This window comes from Bradyrhizobium sp. USDA 4341 (assembly GCF_054063755.1).
Map to the genome: position 1 here is coordinate 7085853 of NZ_JBSSGO010000002.1, position 11566 is coordinate 7097418.

Here is an 11566-nt window from a genome sequence, read left to right on the forward strand (position 1 = left end):
AGTCTCCGCAGGGACGGTGAAAGACGGACTCGTGGAGACTCCCCCTCACCCTGATCGCATCTGGCGATGCGATCAGGCCTCTCCCCGCAAGCGGGGCGAGGCGAAGACTGCTATTCCTCTTCCTCGCGCTTGCGGATCAGGTCTTTCGCCAGATCGGTCAGCGCCGGGCGCGGCAAAGCGTTGAAGGGGAGCGGGCGGGTGACGTCGATCGCGGCGAGGCCGAGGCGGGCGGTCAACAGGCCGTTGAGCATGCCTTCGCCGAGCCGCTGCGAGAGTTTTGCCGCGATGCCGTGGCCGAGCATCTGCTGGATCAGGCTGTCGCTCGCGGCCATGCCGCCGGTGATCGCCAGATGCGCGATGACGTGGCGCAGCAGGCGGATCATGCCGAGTGCGCCGGGCCGGCCGCCATAGAGCCGCGCGAGCTGCCGGATCATCCGCAAGCTCGCCACCAACACGAACAGCACGTCGATCATCGCGCGCGGGCTGACCGCGGTGACGACGGAGACGCGCTGCGCGGCCGTCGACACCAGCCGTCGCGCCTCCTCGTCGAGCGGCGTCATTAATTCACGCTCGGCGAGGCGGATCATGTCAGCACCGTCGATGATGTCGTCGGTGTGGCTCTGCAGCGCGCTGCGGGCGCGGGCGAGCTGCGGGGTCTGGTGCGCGAGCTTCAGCAGGTCGGCAACAACAGCCCGGCTCGCGGTGCGGTCGTCGCTGATCAGCACCTCTGCCGCCCGCAGATGCAGCTTCTCGATGGTCGCCAGCCGCGCCAGGCCGACCAGCTCGCGCGTGGTGACCACCGCGAGCGCCACCGTCGCGATGACGGCGAGCCCGAGCCCGAGGACGCCGAGGCCCTCGTTGTGCGCGAACAGATCCTCGACCAGGTTGAGGACGCCAAGCCCGGTGCCGAGCACCACAAGGCCCGCGACCGCGCTCCAGAACAGCGTGCCCCAGCGGAAGCCGCGGCGCACGGGCAGCAGCGGCGAATCAACCGGCACCGGAAGCTGCGCGGGCTCGGCCTCGGGCACGATCTGGATGGTGCCGCGGCTGAGGCGGCCGCTGTCGTCCGGATCCATCACGACCACGCCGGGATCATCGAGCTTGAACGTCGCCGGCCGCCGCGGGGGCGTCTTCTCGTTCATTGCAGTTTGTCTCCGATCAGGAACTGGAGAGCGCGGTCAAGGCGGATGTGAGGCAGCGCCGGCTCCGCATCGCCGCTTCGTTCCAGCTTCGGTGGCCGGAAGCGCAGGAAACGATAATCGGCGGCCTCGGCGCCTGCGCTGGAGAGGCCGCGGAATCCGCCGTTGAACAGCTCCTCGGGATTGTCGGGCAGGTCGCCCGGAAAGGTCGCAACTTCAGTTTCGCCATCCAGCGTCCCGCCATTGGCGACCTCGCCCGCCGCCGGCGTGCCGAGGATCGAGGGCAGCCGGTCGCGGCCGCGCGCGACCTGCGCTTCGCGCGTGGCGCGCACCGCGGCGAGCGCCACCACGTCGATGGCGGCGCCGGCATATTCGGCGCGCTCGGCGGCCTTGGCCACGATCCGCCGCAGCACGGCTTCCAGCCGGTCGTGGCTCTGGTGATGCAGATGGTCGGCCTTGGTCGCCGCGAACAGGATGCGGTCGATGCGCGGCCGGAACAGCGCACTCAGGATCGTGCCGCGGCCGATCCGGAAGCAGTCGAGGATGCCGGCGAGCGCAGCCTCGAGGTCGTGCAGCGCCTCGGGACCGGCATTGAATGCGGCCAGCGCATCGGCCAGCACGATCTGGCGATCGAGCCGCGCGAAGTGATCGCGGAAGAACGGCCGCACCACGACGTCCTTGTAGGCCTCGTAACGCCGCCGCATCATCGCCCACAGCGAGCCGTCGGGCGCGCTGCCGTCCACGGGCACGTCGAGCGGTGCAAAGGTCAGCGCCGGCGTATCGGCGAGGTTGCCAGGCATCAGGAAGCGGCCGGGCGGTAGCAAGCTCATCGCGAAACGCTCGTCGCGGCAGGCACGCAGATAATCGGTGAACAGTCTTGCCTCGGTGAGCGCAGCCTGCTCGTCCTCTTTGGCCTCGGGCTTCAGCGTTGCGAGATGCGCGTGCCAGGGCGCCGCGAGCCTCGCGCGCAACGGCTCGCGCGACAATGCAAGGCTCGCCGCCGACCATTGCTCGTAGCTCTTGTTGAGCAGCGGCAGGTCGAGCAGCCACTCGCCGGGATAGTCGACGATGTCGAGGGTCAGCGTGCGGTCCGCGCCATTTTGCCGCTGATACTCGATCACGAGGCGGAGCTCGGAGATGTCGGTGGTCGAACTCGGCCAGGTCCGCTCCTCGATCAGAGTGCGGACATGGTTCTCGTAGGCGAAGCGCGGCACCGCATCGTCGGGCTGCGGGGCGAGATAGGCGCGCGCGATCCGCCCCGAGGTATAGGCCTCGAACACCGGGAAGCGGCCGCCACGGGTCAGGCCATGCACCAGCGCGGTGATGAACACGGTCTTGCCGGCGCGCGACAGGCCGGTGACGCCGAGCCGCACCGTCGGCTTGAACAGGCCCTCGCTGTAGTCGAGCAGCGCCCGCGCCGACAGACGCGCTTCCTCGACGATATCAGAGAAGCGGGGGGGCATGGAGGGTTGACGAAATGACCGGGCAGGAGGAGCCGAAAAAGGCGGGCGATCACCCGCAAGGTGGCGATTATCGGGCCAAAATCAAGCTTCACATTTCCGGCGCCTTTGCGGGCGAGGGATTGCAGGGGGATTGAACGCGTCACGCCACCCCAATGGTCAAATCGGCACACCGGAAAGCCTGCATGACGGTCTTTCGCCTGAAGCAAATCTCGACCTCGATCCACGCGGCCGGCGCCGCGCTGTGGAACTACGACCGCGCCGAGCTGATCGCCGACGGCGTCGTCCATCTCGTCGGCGTCTGTTTCGGGCTGGTTGCCGCCACCGCGCTGATCGTGCTGACCGCGGTCTATGCCGGCCCGTTCGATATTGCCGTGGTCTCGGTCTATGTCGCGGGCCTGCTCGCGATGCTGACGCTGTCGGCGACCTATAATCTCTGGCCGGTGTCGCGCGCCAAATGGGTGCTGCGGCGCTTCGATCATTCGGCGATCTATTTGTTGATCGCCGCGACCTACACGCCGTTCATCGTGGAACTGAAGGACAGCACGTTCGCGATCGCGCTGCTGATCGGCGTGTGGTGTGTCGCGATCGTCGGAATCTGGCTGAAGCTCGCCTATCCCGGCCGCTTCGACCGGCTCTCGGTCGGGCTTTATCTTGCGATGGGCTGGAGCGGCATCATGCTCTACGACGCCGTCGTCAAGGCGCTGCCGGCGAAGGCGCTCGGCTTCGTGCTGGCCGGTGGCATCCTCTACAGCTTGGGGGTGATCTTCCACTCCTGGCGGCGGCTGCGCTTCCAGAACGCGATCTGGCACTGTTTCGTGCTGCTCGGCGCGGCTTGCCACTATACGGCGGTGTTCGACGTCGTGCTGGCGAGCTGAGCCGGCCGCGTTGCGCTCGCGGCCGGACCCGGCCTCTCGAAAAGATCATGCATCGGCCAAAGATGCGATATCATGGTCCGCACAGGATCAAGATATCGGGAGGATAGCCATGCAGGTGGCAGGTAAGGTTGTGGTGGTCACCGGCGGTGGCAATGGCATCGGCAAGGCGTTGTGCGAGGCGTTCCACGCCGCGGGTGCGTCCAAGGTCGTGGTGGTCGACCTCGACCATGCGGCGGCTGAGCAGGTCGCGGCCTCGGTCGGCGGCGCCGCGTTCAAATGCGATGTCGGGCAGGAGAAGAACATCCTGCACGTGATCGACGAGACCGAGCGCATGTTCGGCCCGATCGCGCTGTTCTGCTCCAATGCCGGCATCGGCGGCGGCTTCGATCCGCTGTCGAAGAATGCCGGCGGCACCTCGGACGAGCCGTGGTCGCGAAGCTGGGCGATCCATGTGATGGCGCATGTCTATGCCGCACGGCATCTGGTGCCGCGCATGAAGGCGCGCGGCGGCGGTTATTTCCTCAACACGATCTCCGCGGCGGGCCTGCTGTCGCAGGTCGGCAGCCCGGCCTATTCGACCACCAAGCACGCCGCGGTCGGCTTTGCCGAAAACCTCGCGATCTCGCACCGCGCCGACAACATCAAGGTCTCGATCCTCTGCCCGCAGGGCGTCGATACCAACATGCTGCGCTCGATCCCGAGGGGTCCGCAATCCGGCGACGGCGATCTCTCCGCCGCGCAGGTCGCGCAGGATGCGCTCAAGGGCATCGAGCAGGAGACCTTCCTGATCCTGCCGCACCCGCAGGTGCTCGGCTACATGCGCAAGAAGACCGAGAACTACGACCGCTGGATCGGCGGCATGGCCAAGATCCAAGCCAAGATGCGGGAAGCGCACGGGAAGTGACCGAAGGTCATTCCGGGGCGCGAAGCGAACCCGGAATCTCGAGATACGTAGCCCGGTTGGAGCGCAGCGTAATCCGGGTCGAGCGTGCGCGCACAAATCCCGGATTTCGCTCCGCTTCATCCGGGCTACGAAACTTGCGCCGGTACCATCCTCATGGGCCTCACCCCTTGCCGAGTTGCGCGATCTTGTCGCGCAGATAGGCGTCCATCAAATCGGGAGCGGAGGCACCGAACATCCTGATGCGGCCGGTGTGCAGCAACAGCAGCAGGCCGGTCGCGTGCGCGAAGCAATCCACCATCACGGTGTTCGCCTTCTGCCTGGACGCGCCGAGCGCCTCGGCGGCTCCGGCGATCGGATGCAGCGCGGCCTCCAGCGCGGCGTTCAGCTCATGGTCGCGGTCGTGGCCGAGCCCGGCCGGCTTCATGCCGCCGCGGAACAGGTAAAAGCCGAGATCAAGGTCGCGCGGATGGTCCGCATAATAGCGGAAGAAGCCCATGCCGGCGGCGTGCAGCCTCTGTTTGGCGCCGCGCGTCGTCGCGACCGAAGCGCTGACGGCTTCGCCGAGCGAGGCCAGCGATTGCCGCAGCACCTCGGCATAGATCGCCTCCTTGGAATCGAAATGGAAATACAGCGCCGCCGGGGTGTAGCCAGCCCGCGTCGCGATCGCTCGCAAGCTCGCGCCCTCGAGGCCTTCCTCGGCGAACACGCTGCGCGCGGCATCCAGGATCAGCTCCCGCTTGTGGCGGCTGACCGCTTCCTTCCTGCTCTCGCGCATCTGCATCGGCGAATCCGTTCTTGACTCAATTCTAACAGCGTCAGATAATTTAACGGTGTTAGAATAAATGAGCAAGGGAGAAGCGCCATGCTGATGACGGCCGCGGACTACCGGGAATCCCTGCGCCGCTACAAGCCGCGGGTGTTCGTGAACGGCGAGGCCGTGGCGAGCGTCGCGGACGAGCCGTTGCTGGCGCCGGGCGTGGCGGGAGTGGGCGTGACCTACGATTTCGCGCATCGTGCCGAGCACGCGCCGATCATGACGGCGCGGCAGGGCACCTCGGGCAAGACCGTCAACCGGATGCTCCACATCAATGAGAGCTCGCAGGATCTGCTCTACAAGCTCGAGGCAGTGCGGCTGGTGTGCAGGACGTCGGGCTGCGCCCAGCGTTACCTCAGCCACGATGCGCTCAATGGCCTCTATCAGGCGACCAAGCTCACCGACGATCGCCACGGCACCGACTACAGCCAGCGCTTCCTCAACTATCTGCACGAGGTGCAGGACCAGGACCTGACGCTCGGCATTGCCATGACCGATGCCAAGGGCGACCGTTCCAAGCGCCCGGGCTTGCAGGCCAATCCGGACGTCTATGTCCACATTAAGGAGCGGCGCCCCGACGGCATCGTGATCCGCGGCACCAAGGCGATCGTGACAGGCGCGCCCTACATGCACGAATTCCTGGTCATGCCGTGCCGGACCCATGTGCCCGATGACAAGGATTTTGCGGTCTGTTGCGCGGTGCCCGTCGATGCGCCCGGCGTCACCATCGTTGCGCGCCCGGCGGGCCGGCCCGGCGATGCATCCGCGAAATTCTCGGCGAAGTATGGCCAGTCGGTCGGCGTCGTGATGTTCGACGACGTGTTCGTGCCGCATGACCGCGTTTTCCTCGCCGGCGAGACCGAGGAGGGCGGCTTCCTTACCACGTCCTACGCCACGCATCACCGTCATTCCTGCATCGGCGCGCGTGCCGGCTTCGGCGATCTGTTGATCGGCGCCGGCGCCCTGATGATCGAGGCCAACGGGCTCGATGCCGAGAAGCACGCGCATATCCGCGATGCGATGGTCGAGCTGATCACCATCACCGAGAGCTTCTATGCCTGCGGTGTCGCGTCCTCGGTCTACTGCACGAAGGATCCGGCCGGCTCGGTGATGCCGGATGCGGTATTCTCCAACATCGGCAAGCTGCTGCTGGCGACCAAGATCTACGACATGCACCGCGTCGCGCATTACGTCTCCGGTGGGCTGATCGTCGCGCTGCCGGGTCCCGACGAGGACCACAATCCGGAGACGCGCGCCTCGCTCGCCGCTGTCATGGGCGGGCGGCCCGATATTCCGGCCGAGCAGCGCGCCGAGGTGGCGCGGTTGATCGAGGACCTCACGGTGTCGCACGAAGCCGGCTGGTATTCCGTGATCTCGCTGCACGGCGGCGGTTCGCCGGAGGCGATGAAGCGCGAGATCTGGCGCAACTATCCGGTCATGGAGAAGGTCGAGCTGGTCGAGAATTTGCTCGGCCGCGGCCTTGTCGACGAAGGACAGCGGGTGTCGAAGCAGCCCGGCCGCTGCTGCGCCACCGGCTGCGAGGTGCCGACGCCGTCGGAGCGGGCGTTGGAGGAGCAACACGTACTCTCGTCGTAGTCTCGTAGGATGGGTAGAGCGAAGCGAAACCCATCAATTTGCATCCGCGGCGCAGATGATGGGTTTCGCTGCGCTCCACCCATCCTACGGATCGGCCTTCTCGCCGCTCAGCTCTTCTGCGTGTAGAGCAGCGGCACTGCGGAATCCACCATCACCTCGATCAGGCTGGCGCCCCGATGCGAGAGAGCGCGCTGGTAGGCGCCCGGAAGCTCGGCCGATTTCGTCACTCGCACCGCATCGCAGCCCATGCCTTCGGCGAGCTTGACGAAATCGATGCCGGGCAGGTCGAGGCCCGGCACGTTGCGCACCTGCATCACCTGGCTGAACGAGCGCATCGCGCCGTAGCCGGAATTGTTCATCACGACGACCGTCAGCGGCAGTTTGCGTTGCGCGGCGGTCCACAGCGCCTGGATCGAATACATCGCCGAGCCGTCGCCGATCAGGCAGACTGTGCGCCCTGTGCTGCGGCCGAGCGCCATGCCGACCGCGGCCGGCAGGCTGTAGCCGAGGCCGCCGCTCGCCATGGTGTAGAAACTGTCCTGGCCGCGCATCGGCATCGCCTTCTGCATCAGCGGGCGATGCGACGGCACCTCCTCGACCAGCGCATCGTGTGGTCCCATCGCGGCCGAGAGTGCATGCAGCGCGTATTCGGCAGGGATCGGGTCGCCGGCCGCGGGCGCCGGCGGCAGGACGCGGCCCGGCGATGCGGTGCGTTTGGTCTCGGGCAGCAGCTCGAGCAACGCCGACAGCGCCGGCTTCATGGTGGCGACGATGCTGTGGCCGGTCGGCGTCATCGCGGCGGCATCGGGATCGTCGGTGATCTGGAAGATCGTGGTCGTGCCGTCGAAGATCGCGGCATGGCCCTCGACATGGAAGGTGAAGACCGGCGCGCCGACCACGACGACAAGATCGTGATCGCGCAAGGCATCGGAGAGCTGGCCAGGTGCGGCATGCAGGAAGCCGGCAAATTGCGGGTGCCGCTCGGGGAACGAGCAGCGCGCCGAGAACGGGCTGGCCCAGACCGCAGCCTTCGTCTTCTCGGCGACGTCAACCATGAGGCCGACAGCCTCGGCGCGATCGACGGCGGGGCCGACGACGAGGGCGGGGCGCTTGGCCTCGCCGAGCGCGGCCACCAGCGCCTGCATCGCGGCCGCATCAGGGCCGACCTCGCGGCTGACCTGGCGCGCGTCGAGCGGCTGCGTCGCATGCGCCCAGTCGTCGATCGGCACCGAGACGAAAGTCGGCCCGCAGGGCGGCTGCATCGCGACATAATAGGCGCGCGCGATCGCCGCGGGGACGTCCTCGGCGCGCGCCGGCTCGACCGCGAATTTCACGTAAGGCCGTGGGAATTCGGAGGCGCGCTCGGCATAGAGGAACGCCTGCAGCGGCATGATCGAGCGCGCCTGCTGGCCGGCGGTGATCACGAGCGGGGTCTGGTTGCGATAGGCGTTGTAGATGTTGCCGAGCGCGTTGCCGACGCCGGCCGCCGAATGCAGATTGATGAAACCGGCATTGCGCGTCGCCAGCGCATAGCCGTCGGCCATGCCGACCACGGAGGCCTCCTGCAGGCCGAGCACGTAATCGATGTCGTCCGGCCAGTCGCTCAGGAACGGCAGCTCGGTCGAACCGGGATTGCCGAACACCTTTTTGATGCCCCACGCGCGCAGGAGGCCGAAGGTGGCGTCCTTGACGGTGACGGTCTTGCTTTTGCCGGCGGCGGGTTTGCGCGAGGACATCGGGCGGCTCCCATTGCTGTCTTGTTACGTTCCGTCATTGCCCGGAGCAAAAGCGGAAAGGCAATCCACCTCTCGATGGATTGCCTGACGATGTCAAGCCGCTGCGCCCATAGTTGCCGCGGCAACGGCTGAAAAACTGCGGCGCGTGTTCCACGTCGTCCCCGCGCAAAGGCGTCGCCTCGCTGGAGGTGCGAGCGGAGCGAGCCTCGAAGGATGCGTGGCCCGAGTCGGGCCGTCGATCCTTCGAGACGCGCTTCGCGCTCCTCCGGATGACGGGATGCTGTTTCGCTGTGTTCCCTAATTCGCCTTCTGCAGTGCAGCGGTCTGCTTGGCGAGCTGCTTGTCGAAATCCTGCTCCAGCCCAGCCACATAGCTGGCGTTTTCGCCCGGCTTGACGAACGGATTCGGCGCGCCGTCCTTCATCTCCGCGCGCTTGGCCTGCATGTCGTAGACCTCCGGATGCGGCCCGAGCAGCACGTCGACCTTCATCGCCTTGACCTTGGCAAAGGTCGAGCGGTAGTCGTCGACGATGCCGGGATAGGTCGGGCGGCCGACCAGCCGGTTCAGCGCCACCGTTCCGCTGCAGAAGAACAGCACGTTGCGTTGCTGGTTGCCGTCTTTCACCGTCATCTCCCAGCTGGTGCAGCCGGGCGAGTGGCCGGGTGTGGTGTGCGCGGTCAGCGTCACGTCGCCGAGCGTCACCTTGTCGCCTTCCTTGACGGTGCGGTCGACCTTGACCGGCGTAAAGGCAAGATCGGCGTTGCTCTCGTCGCCCGGATAATAGCCGCCTTCAAGCAGGGGCTTGTCGCGCTCGCCGGCGATCAGCTGCGCGCCGGCCTCCTGCTTGATCTCGGCAAAGCCGCCGGTGTGGTCGAGATGGGCGTGGGTGTTGAGGATATATTTGATGTCGCCTTCCTTGAAGCCGAGCTTGGCGATGTTGTCCTTGATCATGCCGGTCGACTGCTGCATCGCCGTGTCCATCAGGATCAGCCCCTGCGACGTCTTGATGATATAGACCGCGATCCCGTCAGTGCCCACGTAGTAGATATTGTCGACCAGCTGGAACGGTTCGAATGGCGCGGTCCATTTCTTCATGACAACAGCCATGAAATCCTTGAGCGTCTGTGCTTGCGCCCCGGTTGCGATCAGCGCGAGCGCGCACAGCGCGGCTGCAATCGTCCTCATGGTTGCCTCCCGATTTGTTGTTGTTTGTGCACGGAGCCGCACTATGCGTGCCGGCAAGGCCGATCGCAAGATACGGACAGCAAGCAGCCGGACATGCCACCGCGTGTCCGGCGCATGCCTGTTCCGCGTTCAGTTCGCGTATTGTGCGACGCCGTTGCCGAACGACCAGTTTTCCTTGGCGACCTCGACCAGGCTGATGAAGATATCGTCCGGGCGTCCCTGCAGCTGGCTCTGGAAATCATCCACGATCCGCTTGTAGAACGCCTTCTTCATCTCGACCGTACGCCCGGCATTCAGCGTGATCTGGATGAAGATGAGATCGTCGCTGTAGGTATTGCCGAGATAGCTTTCGGCGTAGTTCAGATCGCCGCGGTCGTGCTCGGTGATAATCTGAAACTTGTCATTCTCGGGCACGTTGATCACCTCGCGCATCGCCTTGTACACGATCTCGCCAAGGGTCTTGCGATATTCCGCGGACTTGCCGCGCTTCAGGTCGATACGAACGAATGGCATGGTGGTCTCCGTTTGTTATGCGGGGCTCGGCCGGATCGGCCCCGTGTGATCGAGACGCTGCGACGGTGCGAAATGCTTTCGCATCGTCCGCTTGCGCCGGCGGCGTCGGGAATTCAGCGGATCGCCTTGAAGGCCGCCCAGCGCGCATCGCGCTCTCTTTGATATTTGGGCGTCCGCTCGCCCACCATGTCGGCGCGGCGCACCGGCTCGCCGCAGGACTCGCAGACCGGACCGAGCCCGGCCGGCTTGCCGCAGACGAGATGGGTGTAGTTCATTGCGCGGCCTTCCCGCGGTGACTTGCACCAGGTCTCGCCCCAGGCGCGGAGCGCCATCAGCACCGGAAAAAACGCTTCGCCCTTCTCGGTGAGGTGATACTCGTGGCGCAACGGGCGCTTGTTGTAGACGCGTCGCCTCACCAGACCGTTCGCTTCCAGCTTTTTCAGCCGTGCCGTGATCATCTGCGGCGTGCCGCCGGACTGCGCCTGGATCTCCTCGAAGCGATGATTCCGCGCGAACAGTTCGCGCAGAACAAGTACTGTCCAGCGGTCGCCCACAACGGTTTCGGCGCGAGCGACAGGGCACAGCGTTTGGTCAACCGTGTTGTCCTTCATTTTTGTCATCACGTTTTCTTCATCAGGCTTGTCACTATGATTTACATAGTAATATGGCCCGGCATCGTCGCAAATGCAATGGGCCGCTGATGGCCCGGTCTGTCATCACCAAGGAGCGAGCCATGACCACCGAACAGGGGCCGACAGCGGCCAAAGTCGATTTGAAGCTCGAAGTCGTCGTCATTCCGGTCTCGGATGTCGACCGCGCCAAGCGCTTCTATCAGGACCTGGGCTGGCGGCTAGATGCCGACTTCGTCAGGCCCGACGGTTCGCGCGCCGTGCAACTGACGCCGCCGGGTTCGCCGACCTCGATCCATCTCGGCTCGGGATCCGCGCTGCCGCGCTTTCTGATCGTCAATGATATCGAAGCGGCGCGCGCCGAGCTGATCGCGCGCGGCGCGGATGTCAGCGAGGTGTTTCACCGCGGCGCGGAAGGCCGCATCAAGGGGCCGGACCCGGACCGGCCGAGCTACGGGGCGCTCGCCACGTTCAACGATCCCGACGGAAACGCCTGGCTGCTGCAGCAGGTGACGCAACGCCTGCCCGGGCGGGTCGACGGCAACAGCACGAATTTCTCCTCATCGGCCGATCTCGCCGCCGCGCTGCGCCGCGCGGCAGCAGCCCATGGCGAGCACGAGAAGCGGACCGGCGGCCACGATGCGAACTGGCCCGATTGGTACGCCGAGTACATGGTCCGCGAACGGGCCGGCAAGCCGCTGCCCGAGTGAAC

The 11566-nt window shown here is 65.9% G+C and carries 11 protein-coding genes; 4 read left to right on the plus strand and 7 right to left on the minus strand.

The window, feature by feature from the left end; genetic code table 11:
- Positions 1 to 110: 110 nt before the first annotated feature.
- Together ACVIGB_RS39520 and ACVIGB_RS39525 are read right to left on the minus strand one after the other, a co-directional pair.
- Positions 111 to 1142 (minus strand): YcjF family protein, encoded by a 1032-nt coding sequence (locus ACVIGB_RS39520; RefSeq protein WP_456718611.1) that lies wholly within the window; start codon positions 1140 to 1142, stop codon positions 111 to 113.
- Positions 1139 to 2602 (minus strand): YcjX family protein, encoded by a 1464-nt coding sequence (locus tag ACVIGB_RS39525; RefSeq protein WP_456718610.1) that lies wholly within the window; start codon positions 2600 to 2602, stop codon positions 1139 to 1141. The genes ACVIGB_RS39520 and ACVIGB_RS39525 overlap by 4 nt, the downstream gene beginning before the upstream one ends.
- A 182-nt stretch (positions 2603 to 2784) precedes the next feature.
- Here ACVIGB_RS39525 and trhA point away from each other — a divergent pair, with 182 nt between their 5' ends.
- Complete coding sequence (trhA, locus tag ACVIGB_RS39530; protein ID WP_092125993.1) at positions 2785 to 3477, plus strand: PAQR family membrane homeostasis protein TrhA; 693 nt, start codon at positions 2785 to 2787, stop codon at positions 3475 to 3477.
- A 109-nt stretch (positions 3478 to 3586) separates the two neighbouring features.
- Positions 3587 to 4381 carry an SDR family oxidoreductase gene (locus tag ACVIGB_RS39535; RefSeq protein WP_456718609.1) on the plus strand — a complete coding sequence of 265 codons (795 nt, stop codon included), beginning with the start codon at positions 3587 to 3589 and terminating at the stop codon, positions 4379 to 4381.
- 160 nt (positions 4382 to 4541) lie between these two features.
- Here ACVIGB_RS39535 and ACVIGB_RS39540 read toward each other — a convergent pair whose 3' ends face one another.
- Complete coding sequence (locus tag ACVIGB_RS39540) at positions 4542 to 5162, minus strand: TetR family transcriptional regulator (protein WP_456718608.1); 621 nt, start codon at positions 5160 to 5162, stop codon at positions 4542 to 4544.
- An 81-nt stretch (positions 5163 to 5243) separates the two neighbouring features.
- On the opposite strand from ACVIGB_RS39540, the gene ACVIGB_RS39545 reads away from it, so the two are divergent.
- Positions 5244 to 6791 (plus strand): 4-hydroxyphenylacetate 3-hydroxylase family protein, encoded by a 1548-nt coding sequence (locus ACVIGB_RS39545; protein WP_456718607.1) that lies wholly within the window; start codon positions 5244 to 5246, stop codon positions 6789 to 6791.
- Positions 6792 to 6898: 107 nt separating this feature from the next.
- Here the strand turns inward: ACVIGB_RS39545 and mdlC are convergent, their stop codons facing one another.
- The 4 genes from mdlC to ACVIGB_RS39565 all read right to left on the minus strand — a co-directional run bounded on the left by mdlC (position 6899) and on the right by ACVIGB_RS39565 (position 10845).
- Positions 6899 to 8527, minus strand: a complete 1629-nt coding sequence (gene mdlC / locus ACVIGB_RS39550; RefSeq protein WP_456718606.1) for a benzoylformate decarboxylase — start codon at positions 8525 to 8527, stop codon at positions 6899 to 6901.
- Between the two features lie 297 nt (positions 8528 to 8824).
- Positions 8825 to 9712: a BJP family subclass B3 metallo-beta-lactamase gene (gene blaBJP / locus ACVIGB_RS39555; protein ID WP_456718605.1), complete on the minus strand. Its 888-nt coding sequence runs from the start codon at positions 9710 to 9712 to the stop codon at positions 8825 to 8827.
- Between the two features lie 129 nt (positions 9713 to 9841).
- Positions 9842 to 10225 (minus strand): tautomerase family protein, encoded by a 384-nt coding sequence (locus tag ACVIGB_RS39560; protein ID WP_456718604.1) that lies wholly within the window; start codon positions 10223 to 10225, stop codon positions 9842 to 9844.
- A 113-nt stretch (positions 10226 to 10338) separates the two neighbouring features.
- Positions 10339 to 10845 carry a winged helix-turn-helix transcriptional regulator gene (locus ACVIGB_RS39565; RefSeq protein WP_456718603.1) on the minus strand — a complete coding sequence of 169 codons (507 nt, stop codon included), beginning with the start codon at positions 10843 to 10845 and terminating at the stop codon, positions 10339 to 10341.
- A gap of 113 nt (positions 10846 to 10958) precedes the next feature.
- Between ACVIGB_RS39565 and ACVIGB_RS39570 the strand changes: the two genes are divergently transcribed.
- Positions 10959 to 11564 (plus strand): VOC family protein, encoded by a 606-nt coding sequence (locus ACVIGB_RS39570; protein WP_456718602.1) that lies wholly within the window; start codon positions 10959 to 10961, stop codon positions 11562 to 11564.
- Positions 11565 to 11566 lie beyond the last annotated feature (2 nt).